General features: G+C 73.7%; 14 protein-coding genes. 7 read left to right on the top strand and 7 right to left on the bottom strand.

From position 1 onward, the window contains the following. The first annotated feature begins 22 nt into the window (after nt 1-22). The 4 genes from lanKC (at nt 23) to ACYQ8Q_RS35855 (ending at nt 6,663) form a co-directional block, all read left to right on the top strand. On the top strand, nt 23-2,569 hold the full coding sequence (gene lanKC, locus ACYQ8Q_RS35870) for a class III lanthionine synthetase LanKC (protein WP_460070820.1): 2,547 nt from the start codon (nt 23-25) through the stop codon (nt 2,567-2,569). Between the two features lie 114 nt (nt 2,570-2,683). Beyond that, nucleotides 2,684-2,809 carry a SapB/AmfS family lanthipeptide gene (locus ACYQ8Q_RS35865; protein WP_125528864.1) on the top strand — a complete coding sequence of 42 codons (126 nt, stop codon included), beginning with the start codon at nt 2,684-2,686 and terminating at the stop codon, nt 2,807-2,809. Between the two features lie 153 nt (nt 2,810-2,962). Further along, a complete protein-coding gene (locus ACYQ8Q_RS35860; protein ID WP_460070818.1) occupies nt 2,963-4,660 on the top strand; it encodes an ABC transporter ATP-binding protein in 1,698 nt (565 codons plus the stop codon). A gap of 77 nt (nt 4,661-4,737) precedes the next feature. Then, on the top strand, nt 4,738-6,663 hold the full coding sequence (locus ACYQ8Q_RS35855) for an ABC transporter ATP-binding protein (RefSeq protein WP_460070817.1): 1,926 nt from the start codon (nt 4,738-4,740) through the stop codon (nt 6,661-6,663). Here the strand turns inward: ACYQ8Q_RS35855 and ACYQ8Q_RS35850 are convergent. From ACYQ8Q_RS35850 to allB, 6 genes are all read right to left on the bottom strand, one after another. Next, nucleotides 6,599-7,288 (bottom strand): SDR family oxidoreductase, encoded by a 690-nt coding sequence (locus tag ACYQ8Q_RS35850; protein WP_460070815.1) that lies wholly within the window; start codon nt 7,286-7,288, stop codon nt 6,599-6,601. The two genes, ACYQ8Q_RS35855 and ACYQ8Q_RS35850, sit on opposite strands and share 65 nt — an antisense overlap. A gap of 160 nt (nt 7,289-7,448) precedes the next feature. Beyond that, nucleotides 7,449-7,835, bottom strand: a complete 387-nt coding sequence (locus ACYQ8Q_RS35845; protein ID WP_460070813.1) for a guanyl-specific ribonuclease — start codon at nt 7,833-7,835, stop codon at nt 7,449-7,451. A 197-nt stretch (nt 7,836-8,032) separates the two neighbouring features. Further along, the gene (locus ACYQ8Q_RS35840) at nt 8,033-8,659 is read right to left on the bottom strand and encodes a dihydrofolate reductase family protein (RefSeq protein ID WP_460070812.1); all 627 of its coding nucleotides are present in this window, start codon (nt 8,657-8,659) and stop codon (nt 8,033-8,035) included. Between the two features lie 84 nt (nt 8,660-8,743). Further along, on the bottom strand, nt 8,744-9,568 hold the full coding sequence (locus ACYQ8Q_RS35835; protein WP_460070811.1) for an AIM24 family protein: 825 nt from the start codon (nt 9,566-9,568) through the stop codon (nt 8,744-8,746). A 346-nt stretch (nt 9,569-9,914) separates the two neighbouring features. Further along, on the bottom strand, nt 9,915-11,030 hold the full coding sequence (gene alc, locus ACYQ8Q_RS35830) for an allantoicase (protein ID WP_460070810.1): 1,116 nt from the start codon (nt 11,028-11,030) through the stop codon (nt 9,915-9,917). A 37-nt stretch (nt 11,031-11,067) separates the two neighbouring features. Next, complete coding sequence (gene allB / locus ACYQ8Q_RS35825; RefSeq protein ID WP_460070809.1) at nt 11,068-12,408, bottom strand: allantoinase AllB; 1,341 nt, start codon at nt 12,406-12,408, stop codon at nt 11,068-11,070. Between the two features lie 389 nt (nt 12,409-12,797). Here allB and ACYQ8Q_RS35820 point away from each other — a divergent pair, with 389 nt between their 5' ends. Further along, nucleotides 12,798-14,699, top strand: coding sequence for a zinc ribbon domain-containing protein (locus ACYQ8Q_RS35820; protein ID WP_460070808.1), 1,902 nt, complete (start codon nt 12,798-12,800; stop codon nt 14,697-14,699). Between the two features lie 46 nt (nt 14,700-14,745). After that, nucleotides 14,746-15,543: an IclR family transcriptional regulator gene (locus ACYQ8Q_RS35815; protein WP_460070807.1), complete on the top strand. Its 798-nt coding sequence runs from the start codon at nt 14,746-14,748 to the stop codon at nt 15,541-15,543. 184 nt (nt 15,544-15,727) lie between these two features. On the opposite strand, the gene ACYQ8Q_RS35810 is transcribed toward ACYQ8Q_RS35815, so the two are convergent. After that, the gene (locus ACYQ8Q_RS35810; protein ID WP_460070806.1) at nt 15,728-16,015 is read right to left on the bottom strand and encodes a DUF5955 family protein; all 288 of its coding nucleotides are present in this window, start codon (nt 16,013-16,015) and stop codon (nt 15,728-15,730) included. 209 nt (nt 16,016-16,224) lie between these two features. On the opposite strand from ACYQ8Q_RS35810, the gene ACYQ8Q_RS35805 reads away from it, so the two are divergent. Continuing rightward, nucleotides 16,225-16,842, top strand: coding sequence for a nucleotidyltransferase family protein (locus ACYQ8Q_RS35805; protein ID WP_460070805.1), 618 nt, complete (start codon nt 16,225-16,227; stop codon nt 16,840-16,842). Nucleotides 16,843-16,918: the final 76 nt, after the last annotated feature.

Raw genomic sequence — 16,918 nt, 5'->3', positions numbered from 1 at the left:
CCGGGAATGTCGAATCACTGCGATGGGGGGCCTTATGGACATGCGCTACGAGGCGTTTTCGTATGCCGATCCGGTGTTCTACGACTCGCCTGTCCGCTGGGCGACGGTGGAGGAGTTCGACGCCGTCGCCCAGCCGTTACCGGCCGGCTGGGCCGGCAACGCACGGGACGTCTGGGTGGGGCGGCAGCTCACGGACGTCGAACTCCCCGACCAGGGCTGGAAGATCCATGTGTCCGCGTGCATGGACAACGCGGAGCACATCCTGTCGGTGGTCGCCGCCTACTGCTTCGAGAACCGCGTGGCGTTCAAGTTCCTGCGCAGCCCGGCGCTGGTGCAGACCCAGAACGCGAAGTACGCCTCACGGGGGTCGAGCGGGAAGTTCATGACGCTGTACCCGGTCGACGAACCGGCACTGGAGCGATGTCTGCACGACCTCGACGCGGCCCTCGCGGGGCAGCAGGGGCCGTACATCCTGAGTGATCTGCGCTGGCGCGAAGGGCCGTTGTATCTGCGCTACGGCGGGTTCACCGAGCAGTTCTGCCGCTCGGAGACCGGCGAGCTGGTCCTGGCGCTGCGGGAACCCTCGGGCCGGCTGCGGCCCGACGTGCGGCGCGCGGTGTTCGAGGTGCCCGACTGGGCTCCCGTGCCCGGTGTCCTGGCACAGGCACTGGCCGACCGGGCGAGAGCGAGCACGGCCGAGTTCCGCTACTCCGTGGAACGGGCCCTGCACTTCTCCAACGGCGGGGGCATCTACATCGCCCGGCCCACCGGCGGGGGCGAGGAGGTGGTCCTCAAGGAGGCCCGCCCGCACGCCGGGCTCGACCAGCGCGGGGAGGACGCCGTGCTCCGGCTCGGCAAGGAGCGGGACATCCTCCACCGGCTGGACGGGGTGTCCGCCGTACCCGCCGCCCTCGACTACTTCACCGCCTGGGAACACCACTTCCTGGTCCAGGAGTACGTGGAGGGCGAGCCGCTGAACCGGTGGTTCGCGCGACGCTACCCCCTGGTCCATCCCGATCCCGACCAGACGGACGTCGACCGCTACAGAGCGGAGGCGCTCGAGGTCCTGGAGGGCATCGAGGAAGGGCTGCGCGCCATCCACGACCGCGGGGTCGTCTTCGGGGACCTCCATCCGCGCAACCTGATCGTCCGCCCCGACGGGCGGGTCTGCTTCATCGACTTCGAACTCGCCTCCCCCGTCGACGCGTTCGTCAGACCCGGACTCGGCGCCGCCGGCTTCGCGGCCCCCGCCGACCTGCACGGGTTCGCGATCGACCTGCACGCCCTCGACGCCCTGCGCCTGTGGATCTTCATGCCGCTGATGCAGCTGACGTCGCTGGACCCGGGGAAACGGGCGCAGCTGGCCGGCGCCGCGGCGGACCGCTTCGGACTGCCCGCCCCCACCTCGTCCCCGCCCACCTCGCCGTCTCCCTCCGGCCCACCGGGGCGCGACACGCTCACCGCCCTCTTCGGCGGCGACCGCGCCTCCTGGCCCGCCCTGCGCGACTCGATGGCCGCGGCGATCAACGCCAGCGCCACCCCGGAACGCACCGACCGGCTCTTCCCGGGCGACCCGAACCAGTTCACCCACGACGGACTCGGACTCGCGTACGGCGCCTCGGGCGTGCTGTGGGCCCTGCACTGCACCGGCGCACCCGTCGCCCCCGACCACGTCCAGTGGCTCCTGGACGCCGTCGCCCGCGAACCCTGCCGCCCCGGTCTCTACACCGGCTCGCACGGAGTCGCCCTGGCCCTCGACCGCCTCGGCCACGCCCGGCAGGCGCACAACCTCCTCGACCGGCTGCTGAAGGACCCGCCGGACGGCCAGGGCAGCGATCTCGCCGGCGGACTGCCCGGCATCGGGCTCACCCTGCTGCACTTCGCCGGCACCACCGGCGACGCCTCCCTGCACGCCGCCGCGGTCGACACCGCCGGACGCCTCGCCGACCGCCTGCGGGCCCCCTCCGGCGAGGGCGGCCCACCGACCGCCGCCCGCAGCGGGCTGATGCACGGCAGCACCGGAGCCGCGCTGTTGTTCCTGCGCCTGTACGACAGCACCGGCGACCGCGAGCTGCTCGACCTCGCGGAGGTGGCGCTAGGCCGGGACCTGGACCGCTGCATCCTCGTCGAGGACGGCACCCTCCAGGTCGACGAAGGCAGCAGGGTGCTGCCGTACCTGGAGTCGGGCAGCGCCGGTATCGCCGCCGTCCTCCACACCTATCTGCGCCACCGCCCGGATCCGGCACTGCGGCAGAGCCTGGACCGCATCCGCGGCGCGGCCGAGCCCGAGTTCATCGTCCAGCCCGGGCTGTTCAACGGGCGGGCGGGGCTGGTCTGGCTGCTGTGCCTGCTCCAGGACGACAGCGGAGCGCACGACCGGGTGATCCGGCGTCACATCCGGCGGCTGGTCTGGCATCTGATCCCCTATCAGGGACACGTGGCCTTCCCCGGCGAGCAGCTCCTGCGGCTGTCGATGGACCTGGCCACCGGCTCCGCCGGCGTCCTGCTCGCCCTCGGATCGGCCCTGGCCGACACCCCGGCGCTGCCCTTCTGGCAGCGGACGGCCTGACACCGCCCGCGGTGTCCCCTGCGCGCACCACCCTCCGCGAACACCCTTCGCGGCCCAGAGTTTCCGGCGACCGCCGGGAAGCAGAAGCACCAACCGAAGTGACAGGAGTGCACCATGTCCATCCTCAGCCTGCAGGCCCTGGAGACCCCCGAAGAGACCACCGAGTACATGTCGGTGATCAGCTCCCTCTCCGCGGTGAACTGCACCAACAGCACCGTCAGCACCCTGCTGTGCCTGTAGTCGGCACCCCCGGGGCCGGTGCGCCCCACCACCGGACGGCCGGGTGACCGGAAGGCCGGATGAACAGAGCCGGCCCGGGCTGACCTAGAGCCCGGGCCGGCGCTCATGTGCCACCCGTTCGGACCGTCCGTCCCTCTCCCGCAGGAGCCCCGTATGCGGCACGGCCTCACCACCACCGTACTCCGTCTGTGGTGGCCCACCGCGCTCGCGCTGTCCGTGGCGGCCGGCTCGCTCGCCGCGCTGCTGCTGCCCGCCGCCGTGTCGCGGGCCGTCGACCGGGCCCTGTCCGGTGGCGGCGGCGCCGGGGTCGTCCCGCTGGCCGCGGTCGTCGGACTGCTCACGGTGGCGGAGGCCGTCGCGCAGTACGCGGGACCGCGCGCCACCGCCGAGACGACGGCCCGGCTGCGCGCCGCCCTGGTGCGCCACATCATGGCCGGCGGCCCCCACCCCGCACGGCAGACGGCGACCGGCGACCTGGTGGCCCGGCTCACCGCCGGCACCGCGGAGGCCGGCCTGGCCGGCCAGGCGATCGTCTACGCGGTCGCCCAACTCGCCATGGCGACCGGCGCCGTGGTGGCCCTCGGCCTGCTCGCCCCCGAACTGGCCGCGGCCTTCCTGGTGACCGCCCCGGCCGGCTGGCTGCTGCTGCGCCGGCAACTGCGGCGCACCGTACGGCGCGGCACCGGCTACCAGAGCGCACAGGCCGCCGTGGCCGCCCGGCTGCTGGACGCCCTCGCGGGCAGCCGCACCATCGCCGCCGCCGGAACCGTCGAGCAGGAGATCGAGCGCGTGCTGCGGCCGGTGGGCGAACTCTCCCGGCACGGACGCGCGTTGTGGGACAGCCAGCGCCGGGTCGCCTGGTCCACCGGTCTGCTCGCTCCCGCCACCCAGATCACCGTGCTCGCCGTCGCCGGACACGAACTCTCCACCGGGGCGCTCAGCACGGGCGAGTTGATCGCCGCGCTCGGCTACACCGCGCTGGGTCTCGGCGGCTTCGGCACGGCGCAGAGCCTGCTGGACCTCGCCCGCGCCCGGGCGGGACAGGCCCGGGTGTCCGAGGTGCTCGACACCCCCCGGGGGCCGGTGGGGCTGCGCGCCCTGCCGCCGGGTCCCGGACGGGTGGAGATCCGTGAGGTCACCGTACGGCGGTCCGGGCGGGCCGTCCTGGACCGGCTGGAGCTGGTCCTCCCGGCGGGCAGCTGCACGGCCCTGGTGGGGAGTTCGGGGTCGGGCCGCTCCACGCTGGCCGCGGTCGCCGGCGGGCTGCTGGTCCCGGACGGGGGCCTGGTGCTGCTGGACGGCGTACCGCTGGACGAGATCCGTCCCGCGGACCTGCGGAGCGCCGTCTCCTACGCCTTCGGCGACCCGGCGCTGACCGGGGTCACCGTCCTCGACGCCCTGACGGCCGCCGCGGAGCCGGTCCGCGCCGCCGACGCCCGCCGGGCCGCTCGCGCGGCGCAGGCGGACCCCTTCGTGCGCCGGCTGCCCGCCGGTTACGACACCCCTCTCGCCGACGCGCCCCTGTCCGGGGGACAACGGCAGCGGGTGGGGCTCGCGCGCGCCCTGGCCCGCGACTGCCGGCTGCTCGTCCTCGACGACGCCACCTCCAGCCTCGACACCGCCACCGAGGCCGCGGTGCTGCACGCCGTGGAGGCCTCCCACGGGGACCGCACCCGGCTGATCGTGACCCACCGGACGTCCACGGCGGCCCGGGCGGACGCGGTGGCCTGGCTGGACCAGGGACGCGTCCGGGCCGTCGCCCCCCACCACGAGCTGTGGCGGACACCGGCCTACCGCCGCATCTTCACCGGCACGGGCGAATCCGACGGGCCCGGGGGCTCCGGGGACTGACGGCCCGTACGCCCGGATGCGGAGCGGACCGGACCACGGACGACCGGACCGGACCACGGACGAAAGGACAGGCACGCATGGCCGACGGCACCGCCGACGCCCCCCGCCCGCGCCCTCACCCTCACCCGGGCCCCGACGGGGACCCGGGCTCTCGTACGACGGTCCCGGCGCCGCTCACCACCAGCGCCGCGGCGCTGCACCTGGTGCGCGGCACCCTCGCCCACAGCCGGGCCGCGGCGCTCCGGCTGGCCTGGTGGACGCTGGTGTCGGCCGCGCCCGCCCTCGTCTCCGGCAAGGCCCTGGCCCTCGCCGTCGACGAGGGCTTCCTGGCGCACCGCCCCCGGACGGCAGCCCTGGGCCTGGCCGTGTTCGCCCTGTGCACCCTGGGCGGAGCCTGGGCGAGCCGGCAGACCTACCCCTGGCTGGCCGAGATCGTCGAGCCGCTGCGGGACCGTCTCCTCGGCGAGGTGGTCACCGGCACCCTGCGCCGTGCGGTGGGGCGCGGCGCCCGGCGGGACGGTGTCGACGCCGTCGCGGTGGCGCAGCTCACCCGGCAGGTGGAGGCGGTCCGTGACGCGCTCGCCGGACAGCTCATGCTCGTCTGGCAGTTCGTGCTGACGGTCGGGGCGGTCGTCGTGGGCACCGCTTTCATCGCCCCGGCCGCCGTACCGCTCGTGGCCGTGCCGCTGGTGCTGGCGCTGGGCGTGTTCGCCGTCCTGGCGCCGGCGACCGTCCGGCGCCAGCATGCGGCGTTCCAGGCCGAGGAGACGCTCGCGCGGGAGACCGTCGTCACGGTCGGGGCGCTGCGCGACATCGTCGCGACCGGCACGCACGACCGGGCGGAGCGGGAGGTGCTGGACGCGGTGCGGGCCCAGTTGCGCGCCTCCCGGAAGCTGGCGTCCGTCGCGGCGGCGCGCCGGGTGATCGTGGCGCTGGGCGCGCACAGCCCGCTGCTGCTGGTGGTGCTGGCCGCGCCGGGCCTGGTGGACCGCGGGATGACGCCGGGCGACGTCGTGGGGGTGCTCAGCTATGTCCTGTCGACGCTCGAACCCGCCGTCCGGCTGCTGGTGCAGGGGGTCGGCGCCTCCTGGCTGCGGCTGTCGGTGGCGGCGGAGCGGCTCGCCGGGGCCGCGCGCCACCCCGGGCTCCCGGAGGACCCCGATCCCGCGCTCCGGCCCGCCGACGGATCGGTCGTGCTGTCGGACGTCACCTTCGCCTACGGCCCGGACGCCGATCCGGTGGTCGACGGCCTCGATCTCCGCCTCGCGCACGGCGACCACCTGGCCGTGGTCGGGCCCTCCGGCGTGGGGAAGTCCACGACGGCCGACCTCCTCACCGGGATCCTCCCGCCCGACGGCGGGCGGGTCACCCTGGGGGGCGTGCCGCTGGACCGGATCGCGCGGGCCGACCTGAGCCGGGCCCGGGCCCTGCTGCCGCAGAACCCCTATGTGTTCGCGGGGACGTTGCGCGAGAACCTCTGCCAACTCGCCCCCGATGCCCCGGACGAGGCCGTCGCCCGCACCGTGGAGGAACTCGGCCTGGGCCGGGTCGTACGGCGGCTGGGCGGGCTCGACGGCCAGGTGGACCCGGCCGGGCTGTCCTCGGGCGAGCGGCAGCTCGTCGCGCTGGCACGGGTCCATCTCTCCCCCGCCGCGCTCGTCGTGCTCGACGAGGCGACGCGGCACCTGGACGCCGAGGCGGAACGGCGGGTGGAGGAGGCGTTCCGGCGGCGGCCCGGTACGGTCGTCACCCTCGCCCACCGGCTCGCCCTCGCCCGCCGTGCGGACAAGGTGCTCCTCCTGGACGGGCGACGCGCCTGGGTCGGCACCCATGACGCGCTGCTGGCCGAAGTCCCGTTCTACGCCGACCTGGTGGGCATCTGGAACACCGGGACGGCCGGGCCCGGCGACGACGGGCCCGGCGCGGGCGGGAACCGGCTCAGCAGCCCGGACGCAGCATCAGATCGCTCATCGTCGCGTCCTTCGGCAGACCGAGCGCCGTGACGACGGCGGCGGCCACGGAGGCCGGGCTCATATGGGCTTCCGGTTGGTAGGGCAGCCCGAACTCCCGGTGCAGCCGGACCTGCATCGGGGTGTCGGTCTCGCCCGGGTAGACGGTGGTGACCCGGACGCCGTGCTCGTACTCCTCCGCTCTCAGGGACTCGGCCAGCGCCTTCAGACCGAACTTGGACGCCGCGTAGGCGCCCAGCCGCGGGGGCGCGTGCATGCCCGCTCCCGAGTTCATGAAGACGACCTGCCCGCGGGCCGCCCGCAGCGCGGGCAGCAGCAGCCGGGTGAGCTCCGCCGGAGCGACGAGATTGACCGCGAGCGTGCGCTCCCAGACCTCCGCACCGGCCTCACCGACCCGGCCCGACTCGGCCACACCGGCCACATGCAGCAGCGAGTCCAGCCGCGGGGGCAGCGCCTGCGTCTCCAGCCGGGTGCGCAGCGCGCCCGGCTCGGCCAGGTCCGCCACCAGGGTGCGGCTCCGGGGGAACCGCGCCCGCAGCGCTCTGGCCCTCGTCTCGTCCCGGGCCAGCAGCCACAACTCGTGGCCGCGCTCGGCGAAATGGGCGGCCAGGGCCGCGCCGATGCCGGAACCGGCACCTGTGATCAGAAACACTCCCATAACCTGATACTTACCCAATATGGCGTTCTTTCCCCCTGCGGAGAGGGCGAGTTCAGGGACGCGGGTGCGGGCGGACATGCCTCGCCCCGCGGCCGTGGTGCGTGGGGGGGGCCGCGGGGCGAGGGGGTGCGCCGCTCCTAGGGCTGGTCCGTGGGGGGACTCAGCAGTCGTAGTCGATCAGGTCGAAGGTCGCGTAGTGGTCGGAGGTGTAGTAGTCCTCCTCGTACTGCTGACCCGTGACGATGCGGCGTGCGCCGCGCGTGGAGGACCCGGGGGTCTTCACGGTGTACTCGTGGTAGTAGCCGGTGGACCGGCTCGGCAGGACGCCTTCGCGGTTCTGGAAGACGCTGCCGTCCTGCGAGTACGGGAACGGACCGCCCTGCTCGATCAGTTCGAGCGTGTCGTACGCCTGGGACGGCAGATCGCTGTAACAGATGCTGCCGACCGCGGCGGCCGCGGGCGTGGCGGTGACGGCGCCGCCCACCAGGAGGGCGGACAGCACGGCTGCCGCGGCGCCGACGCGGGTGATACGTGGGGGGAATCTCATGGCTTCATGATGACGCGCGTAGACCATGGCATGTCAATGACAACTCCGGAGATTTTCCCGTCACGTCCCATGAGTTTTCCGCGAATTAACTTCGCGGGCCGGGTGCCCGAGGCCGGGGAGGGATGTGTTCCGGGAGGGGGGTCGACGCCCCCGACCGGGCCCGGCGGAGCCGACGGGAAGGTGGACGGCCGCGTGTGTCAGGCCTCTTCCGGGGGGCCGAAGGAGCCGTAGCTCGGACGGCCCGCGAAGTCGTACGTCTGGATGGAGACACCCTTTCCCGTGATGCGGCCCGCGGTGTGGCGGAACGCCGTCGGGACGGCGCCCTCGGCGAAGAAGCGCAGGCCGGTGCCGAGGACCACCGGGAAGGTCAGCAGATGGAGCGTGTCGACGAGGTCGAGGGCGAGCAGCGACCGGACGAGGGCGCCGCTGCCGTGCACCTGGAGCTCGCCGTCGGTGGTCTCCTTCAGGGCCGTGACCTCCTGGGCGAGGTCGCCGCCGAGGACCGTGGTGCCGGCCCACCGCGGGTCGGTCAGGGTCGAGGAGGGCACGTACTTCGGCAGGGCGTTCAGCTTGCCGGCCACCGGGTGGGCGGGGTCGGTCACCTTCGGCCAGTACGAGGCGAAGATGTCGTACGTCCGGCGGCCGAGGAGGAACGCCCCGACCCCCTCGAAGACCTCGTCGACGAAGCCGCCGAAGTCCTCGTCGGCGAACGCGAAGCTCCAGCCGCCGTGCGCGAAGCCGTCCCGGGTGTCCTCCTCGGGGCCGCCGGGGGCCTGGTAGACGCCGTCCAGGGTGACGAAGATGGTGGAGACGAGCTTGCCCATGGCGGGTGCCTGCTTTCTCGTGCGGGGTCCGTTGTCATCACCTCAGACCCCGCGGGAGCCCGCAACTCATCGCCGCGTCCGCGCTCAGCCCGCGTTCGTCGAGAACAGTCCGCCCGTCGGGCCCTGCTTGTCGCCGCCCTGGGCCTTCTTCAGGGCGTTGGCGAGGCTCTCGATGGTGAGGGACTGCAGGATGACGCGGCCGTTGCCCTCCAGGGTGGCCAGGGAGAGGCCCTCGCCGCCGAAGACCGCGTTCATCAGGCCCTGGCGGTTGAGGCCGCCGACGCGCTGGACGCCGTACTGGATACCCTCCTCGAAGGCGACCACGCAGCCGGTGTCGACCTCGATGCGGCCGCCGAAGTCGGCCGGGTTCAGGTCGATGAAGTTGCCCGCGCCGGCGATGATCACCGTGCCGTACCCGGTGAACTTCTCCAGGACGAAGCCCTCGCCGCCCTTCATGCCGGTGCGGCCGCCCTGGAAGGCGATGCCGAACTCGACGGTGGACTCGGCGGCGACGAAGGCGTCCTTCTCGGCGAACCACGCGCGTGTGCCGTTCAGCTCCAGGGCGCGCATCTCGCCCGGGAGGACACCCGCGAAGCCGACCGTGCCCTCGCCGCCCTGGGCGGTGAAGTACTGGAACGCCAGCGACTCGCCCGCGAGGGCGCGCTGGCCGACCTGCAGGGCGGTGCCCATGGCCTGGCGGAGCATGCCGCCCATGCCGCCGCCACTGCCGCCGCCGTTCTGAGGCTGGCCGCCGTTGCTGCCGGACGGGCCGCCCAGGCGGGTCTCCATACTCACGTTCGTGGTCTTGAACAGGAACTTTCCGGCTTCGCAGTACACGGTCTGGCCGGGGGCGAGGTGGACGACCGCCATCTGCATGGCGTTGCCGACGATTTCTTGCTGAAGGGTCACGGAGGGAGAACGCGGGAGGCGGAGGGAAGAGTTCCGCTCGGCGCGTGTGAGCTGAGGCCGGCGTCCGTTGCCCGCCGGCGCGCCCGTGGGACGACCGGTGGGATGGACCCATGACAACGGCCTACGGAACCCTGCCCGACAAGGTGGCCCTCGCGACCGGGGGCGACCGGGACACCGACGGCACCATGGCGGTGCGGCTGGCCCGGGGGGCAGAACGCCAGGCCCCGGCCCGACCCCCGTCCGGGCGGTCGGCAGACCGGGGGCAGGACGCCAGACCCCGGGCTGGGCCCTGGTGCGGGCGGTCGGCAGGTCGGGGCGGGGGCAGGACAGTCGCGGTGTCGGAGGGTCAGCCGTTCAGTTCGCGGTGGTGGGCCTTCAGGTGGTTGGTGCCCTTTTCGGTGAGGGAGCCGTGCAGGCGCAGGCGGGAGATCCCGCCGTCGGGGTAGATGTCCACGCGGGCGTGGGTGGCGACGGTGGGGGTGGGGAGGGGGAAGCGGTGGTTGGTGTCGGGCTGGAGGCGGGTGCGGGGGAGGATCTCGGTCCAGCCCCCCTCGTCACCGTCGCGGACCGAGACCGATGCCCAGCCGGCGCTGTTGCCCTTCAGATACGCCGTGTCGATCTCCACGGCGCGGATCAGGGACTGGGCGACCAGCCGGTAGCGGATCCAGTCGTTGCCCTGGTCGCGGCGCCGGCGGGTCTCCCAGCCGTCGTCCATCTGGCGGGAGCGGCCGGGGCGGATGGTGTTCGACGGGGGTGAGTAGAAGCGGTTCGAGGCGTCCTCGGCCCGGCCGCCGTTCTCCAGGGCGACGACGTCGAAGGTGCCGAGCAGCTCCAGCCATGCGGGGTCCGGGACGACCTCGCCGTACACGCGGAGGCGGGCTATGCCCCCGTCGGGGTGCTGGTTGACGCGCAGGTGCGTGAAGCGCTGTTCGAGGGAGACGGCGAAGCCGTTCGCCGCGTGGCCGCCGACGGGCGTGCGCGGCACCAGGGTCGTCCATTTCACGTCGTCGCCGAGGAGGTCCTCCGGGGACGGGGCGCCCGGGACGGACGTGCCCTCGACCGAGACGGCCTGCGGGTAGTTGCCGCGGAAGTGGGCGGTGTCGACGACGATCCCGCGGATCACCCCGGGGGCGCCGAGGCGGACCAGGGCCCAGTCGTGGTCCTCGGGGGCGGGCCACGGGTGGCCGGCGGAGGCGCCGCGGCGGCGGCGGGTCTCCCAGCCGTCCATGATCTTGCCCTTGTGGCCGAAGCGCTCGGGGTCGAACGCGGCGCGGTGGGGCAGGAGCAGGTTCTCGCGCTCGGCGAAGAACTCGTCGTTGGCGGCGACGACGGCGGCGCCGAGCTGCCGGTCGGCGAGGTCGGCGAGGTCCGTGAAGGAGAACTCGGCGGTGCGGTAGTCCGCGTACGGGTCGCCGCCGCCGTAGGGGTTCGCGTCGCCGGTGAACGTCGGTATCGCTGCCACGGGGTGTGCCTTTCGGGATCGGCCGGTGCGGGTGCGCTCAGGGGGTGCGGGTGAGCAGGGCGCCCTGCGGTGCGGTGAACTCGCCGTCCGCGACGATGCGTTCACCGCGCAGCCAGGTCGACCGCACGACGCCGTACAGGGTCCGGCCGGCGTACGCGGTGACCCGGTTGCGGTGCTGGAGGGCGGCCGGGTCGACGGTGAAGCTCGCGTCGGGGGCGAGGACGGCGAAGTCGGCGTCGCGGCCCGCCTCGATGGCGCCCTTGCGGGTGTCCAGGCCCACGAGCCGCGCGGTGTTCGCCGACATCCAGCGGACCACGTCCTCCAGGCCGTGCCCGCGTCGGCGGGCCTCGGTCCAGACCGCGGCGAGGCTCAGCTGGAGGCCGGAGATGCCGCCCCAGGCCGTCGCGAAGTCGCCGGTCTTCAGGTCGGCCGTCGACGGGGAGTGGTCGGTGACCACGCAGTCGACGGTGCCGTCGGCGAGCGCCTGCCAGAGCAGGTCCTGGTTGGCGGCCTCGCGGATGGGCGGGCAGCACTTGAACTCGCTGGCGCCGTCGGGGACCTCCTCGGCGGTGAGGGTGAGGTAGTGGGGGCAGGTCTCGGCCGTGATGCGCACGCCCTCCGCCTTGGCGGCGGCGATCAGCGGCAGCGCGTCGCTGGAGGAAAGGTGCAGGACGTGCACGCGCGCGTCGAGGCGTTTCGCCCGGTCGATCAGGGTGGCGATGGCCGAGTCCTCAGCGGCGCGGGGGCGGCTCGCCAGGAAGTCGGCGTAGCGCGGACCGCCCTGCTGCGGGGCGGCGTCGAGGTGGTGCGGGTCCTCGGCGTGGACGATGAGCAGGCCGCCGAAGCCGGCGATCTCGGTCAGGGAGCGGGTCAGTCCGTCCTGGTCCAGGTGCGGGAACTCCTCCACGCCGGACGGGGACAGGAACGCCTTGAAGCCGAAGACACCGGCGTTGTGCAGGGGGCGCAGGTCCTTGACGTTGCCGGGCAGGGCGCCGCCCCAGAAGCCGATGTCGATGTGCGCCTTGTCGGCGGCGACCTCCCGCTTGACGCGCAGGTGGTCGACGGTCGTGGTGGGCGGGAGCGAGTTCAGGGGCATGTCGACGAGGGTGGTGATGCCGCCGGCCGCCGCCGCGCGGGTGGCGGTCCAGAAGCCCTCCCAGTGGGTGCGGCCGGGGTCGTTGACGTGCACATGAGTGTCGACCAGGCCGGGCAGCAGGACGTCGTCGCCGAGGTCCTCCAGTCGGGCCCCCGCGGGGAGGGGGGCGTCGTACGGCAGCACGGCCGTGATCGTCCCGTCGGAGACGGCGACCGAGGCGGCGCGCGTCCCTTCGGGGGTGATGACGCGCGTCGAGCGCAGCACCAGTTCAGCGTCGGACACCCGGACCCCTCTCTGCCGCCGTTTACTTCCGCGTAACGGAATTCAACGTTCTGTTGAAGGAGTCTTCCCCGCCGCCTCGCGAGCGTCAAGGGCGCCCCGCCTCCAGGGTGCCTCCACCGCCGCCACTCTGGAAGTTTCCATAAAGTGGAAATAGAATTCCAGTGATCAGAACGTAGCTACGCACGACCGGGGAGTCAACCGACCGGCGTGTCCGGGATAGGTGTCGTGTGTGAGTGCGTGGATCGAATGGGTGACCTTTTCGCGGGTGTGTCGTTGATCGGATGACAGCACCACGGGTGAGGGAAGGGGGGCCGGTGAGCCGCAGACTGCCGCTGGGTGAGGGTGAGACGGCCCGCACGGCGTGTGCTCGTGGTCTGCTTTGTACGGGTGTGGTGGAGAAGACGGGCCAGGTGCTGTCGGCCACGGCCGTGGCGGAGCGGGTGGGCTGGACGGCGGATCTGGTGTCCGGCATGGCGGCCGGGTTGCTGGCGGAGCACTGGAATACGGCCGATGTCGACCTGCTGGCCTCGGGGGCGGATGCCGGGGGCCGCGGGCTGCCGTCGCAGGCATGGATGGCGTTGCGGCGTCTGGGCTGGGCGATCAGCCCGCCCGAGGGCGTCCGGGTCAACGACCGGGTCGTGCGGATGGCTCAGGAGCAGGCCGGGCGTGTGCTGCGGTCGGTGAAGTGGCGGGCCGATCTGACCGCCGGGATCCTCGCGACGTGGCCCGCCGCTCCGGCGAGGCGGACCCCGGGCGAGTGGGATGCCGTCCGTGAGGCGGCCCCCGAGGGGAAGCATCTGCCGTCCGGTGTGGTCAGGTCCCGGACCCGGCAGATCGCCGCGTTCGGTACGAAGCACGGCCGCATGCCGGCCGATGTGTTCGAGCTGGAGGCCGCACCCCGGGCGGCGCGGATGCTGCTGCTGTCGGCGTGTGACGGCCAGCAGGCGTCGATCGCACGCGCTGACGATCCGGGCCGGGCACTGCTGCGGCTACAGCTGCCCACCCGCCCCAACCCGCGCTCGTACGCGGACTGGACGTGGGTGGCCTGCCCGATCAAGCTGCCGCCGACCGTCCCGCCCGGCGCGGTGCTGCACCTGCCCACCCTGCGCATCCACTCCGGCCGCATCCACGCCGACCTCGCCCACACCCACGCCGTACCCGCCACCCGGCGCACCGGGCACACGAGCGCGCTCGGCGTGGACTGGGGACTGAACACCCTGCTCAGCGCGGGCCCTGTCCGCCTCCACGGCAACGGGACGATTACCGCATTGGGCTCCGGTGCCCAGTTCCGGGCCGCCGGAGTACTGGCCAAGCAGCACCGGCTGCGCCGCGAGAGCGAGTACCTGCACGCCAAGACCGGCCACTACCAGCGCCTCATCGGCGACACCGACGGGCACCGCCTGTCCGGCAGGTATGCCGTGCTGGCCGAGGAGTTCCGGCACCTGGCCGACCGGCGCTCGAACCTCAACGACGCGCTCGCCCGGTCCGCGGCCCGCTGGACGGTCGACCAGGCTCTCGCCGCGGGTGTGAGTGTGATCTACGTCGAGGACCTGCGCTCGCTTCAGGCCCGGGGCATGGGCCGCACCCTCAACACCCGGCTGTCCCAGCAGGTCCGCGGGCAGATCGTGAACCAGATGCGGCACCTGGCCGCCGAAGCGGGCATCGCCGTGGTCACGGTCCCGGCCCGGGGCACCTCATGGCACTGCCCCCGCTGCCTCGTCCCGCTGCGCCACCGCAAGGCCCCCGACCGGCCCACCACCCCCGGCTGGACATGGGCCATCTGCCCCAACCCGCAGTGCGGCTGGCAGGGCGACCGCGACACCGGAGCATGGCAGCGCATCGCCGCTCGCGGACTCACCCACCAAAGCAGAACCGTCACCGACCGCACAAGCGGCACCATGACCATCCGCAGCGTGGTCGACAAGCTCGAAGCCACCGCCGTGGTCGAACCGGCCACCCCACCAGCCCGCCGGGACCGGTCCAAGACCGGGCCCACCCGGCGCACCAGCCCACGCCCCGCGCCCAGGCGACGCAGGGCACCCTCCCCCACCGGCCCCTCAGGACCGGCGGGCAAGCGTCCGGAGGGACACACTCACACGGGCCGGATCCGGCTGCCCCGCGCAGCCCACCGGCACCAGGGCGTGACGACGATCAGCACACCCACCACCCGCCGACACCGGCCCCAAGGGGCAGCACTGGGCGCAGGCTTCCACCTGCACGCCCACGCCACCCCACCACGGTGGACACAACCCATGCCAGACACCAGGTCTCGCATAGGATCGCTTAGCTGATTAGAGACGCTTCAGCTCCTCCCGCCCGTGTCGAAAGGAACGCGCCGTGCCGACGTCGAGCGCCAGCACCTCCGACTCCGCCCGGTCCGCCGGCGGAGGGGTCCAGTCCCTCGAGCGCGCCTTCGACCTGCTGGAGCGGATGGCGGACGCGGGCGGCGAGGTCGGGCTGAGCGAGCTGTCCGTGAGCAGCGGGCTGCCGCTGCCCACCATCCACCGGCTGATGCGCACACTGGTCGTCTGCGGGTACGTCCGGCAGCAGCCCAACCGCCGCTACGCGCTCGGTCCGCGGCTGATCCGGCTCGGCGAGTCGGCGTCCCGGCTGCTCGGCACCTGGGCGCGCCCCTATCTGGCCCGTCTGGTCGAGGAGACCGGGGAGACGGCGAACATGGCGCTGCTCGACGGGGACGAGATCGTGTACGTGGCCCAGGTGCCGTCGAAGCACTCGATGCGGATGTTCACCGAGGTGGGGCGGCGGGTGCTGCCGCACTCCACGGGGGTGGGCAAGGCGCTGCTCGCGGGGTTCCCGGACGCCGAGGTGCGTGCGCTGCTCGCCCGGACGGGCATGCCGGCCGCGACCGAGAAGACGATCACCACGCCGGAGGGATTCCTCGCGGCCCTCGCGGACGTCCGGCGCGCCGGCTACGCGGTCGACGACAACGAGCAGGAGATCGGCGTCCGCTGTCTCGCGGTGTCCGTCCCCGACTCCCCCACCGCGGCGGCCGTCTCCATCTCCGGCCCGGCGGGCCGCGTCACGGACGCGGCGACGGAACACATCGTCCCGGTCCTCCAACAGGTGGCCGCCGACCTCTCCCAGGCCCTGACCCACTCGGGCCCGGTGGCCTAGGACTCGACCGGCTCGACCGGCCCGACCGGCTCCGACCGGCCCGACCGGCTCCGACCGGCCCGACCGGCTCCGACCGGCCCGACCGGCTCCGACCGGCTCCGACCGGCTCTACCGGCCCCGGCGCCTTCAGCCGCACGGCGGCGCGTCTGCGGCCCGGGCGCCGGATCACCCCGCCCCGGACCCCTCAGCCGCGCGGCGGCTCGCCGAACAGGTCGACTGCTCTGCGGACCTGGGTGAGGCCGTGGGCGAGGGCGCTGACCGAGCCGATCGCTCCGGCGATCAGAAGCAGCGAGCGGCGCAGGCGCGGTATCTCGGGGGCGCCGCCGGCGGCCATCGCGGCCAGGGCGGCGAGTTCCTCCTCCGCGATGTCCCGGTCCCGGAACTCCGCTGGGTGCGCGGCGAGTTCCCGGCGCAGCCGGGACACGGCGGAGCGCAGCTCCACCACCCGTGGGTCCTTGTCAGTGCCGGTCACAGGCCTCTGCTCCACGCTCCGCACCGCAGTCCTCCCCCTCGCACCCCGTCGTACGCGTGCATGCTCCCGCACCGGGTGCCGGTCGGGCCCCGGACGATGCGGGCGCCCAGTTAACGCCACCTCGGGCCGCGGGCGCCAGTCCGCTGCGTCACCGAGTTGCTGCACAGCGTGATCCGCGCGTCACCGGCCGCGTGCGGTATGCAGGATCCATGACGTACGACAGGGACGAGGTCGCCGGGCTGGTGCTCGCGGCCGGGGGCGGGCGGCGGCTCGGCGGGCGCCCGAAGGCGCTGCTGACGCACCGGGGACGGCCGCTGGTGGAGCATGCGGTGGGGGTGCTGCGGGCGGCCGGCTGCACGCGCGTGCACGTGGTCCTGGGGGCCGCCGCCCAGGCCGTACGGGAGCGGGCGCGGCTGGAGGGGTGCGTGCTGGTGGAGAACCCGGGGTGGGAGGAAGGTATGGGTTCCTCGCTGCGGGCCGGGCTGGAATCGCTCACCGGGACGGGGGCGCGGGCGGCGCTGGTGTCGCTCGTCGACCAGCCGGGCATCGGAACGGAGGCGACGGCCCGGGTGCTCGCCGCGTACGAGGGCGAGGGGTCGCTGGCCGCGGCGGCCTACGACGGGGTGCGCGGGCATCCCGTCCTGTTCGGTGCGGCCCACTGGGCGGGAGTGGCGGAGGGCGCGCGGGGCGACCAGGGGGCGCGCGTCTATCTGAAGGCGCACTCGGCCGAGATCGTCCTCGTCGAGTGTGGTGACGCCGGGCTGCCGTACGACATCGACACCCCCGGGGATCTGGTCCGGCTCGGCCCCGACCCGGAGGCGCCCTGAGATCAACAAACCATTGAACTTCCACGATGAGGAAACTAGTATCCACTTTCACCAGGGCACCCGGTGCCACGCTCGC

Source organism: Streptomyces sp. YKOK-I1, assembly GCF_054660435.1.
This window is presented reverse-complemented; position numbering and strand designations above follow the sequence as displayed.

Coding starts and splice junctions, on each gene's coding strand:
- lanKC (WP_460070820.1), top strand. CDS start 23: ATGGGGGGCCTTATGGACATGCGCTACGAGGCGTTTTCGTATGCCGAT.
- ACYQ8Q_RS35865 (WP_125528864.1), top strand. CDS start 2,684: ATGTCCATCCTCAGCCTGCAGGCCCTGGAGACCCCCGAAGAGACCACC.
- ACYQ8Q_RS35860 (WP_460070818.1), top strand. CDS start 2,963: ATGCGGCACGGCCTCACCACCACCGTACTCCGTCTGTGGTGGCCCACC.
- ACYQ8Q_RS35855 (WP_460070817.1), top strand. CDS start 4,738: ATGGCCGACGGCACCGCCGACGCCCCCCGCCCGCGCCCTCACCCTCAC.
- ACYQ8Q_RS35850 (WP_460070815.1), bottom strand. CDS start 7,288: ATGGGAGTGTTTCTGATCACAGGTGCCGGTTCCGGCATCGGCGCGGCC.
- ACYQ8Q_RS35845 (WP_460070813.1), bottom strand. CDS start 7,835: ATGAGATTCCCCCCACGTATCACCCGCGTCGGCGCCGCGGCAGCCGTG.
- ACYQ8Q_RS35840 (WP_460070812.1), bottom strand. CDS start 8,659: ATGGGCAAGCTCGTCTCCACCATCTTCGTCACCCTGGACGGCGTCTAC.
- ACYQ8Q_RS35805 (WP_460070805.1), top strand. CDS start 16,225: ATGACGTACGACAGGGACGAGGTCGCCGGGCTGGTGCTCGCGGCCGGG.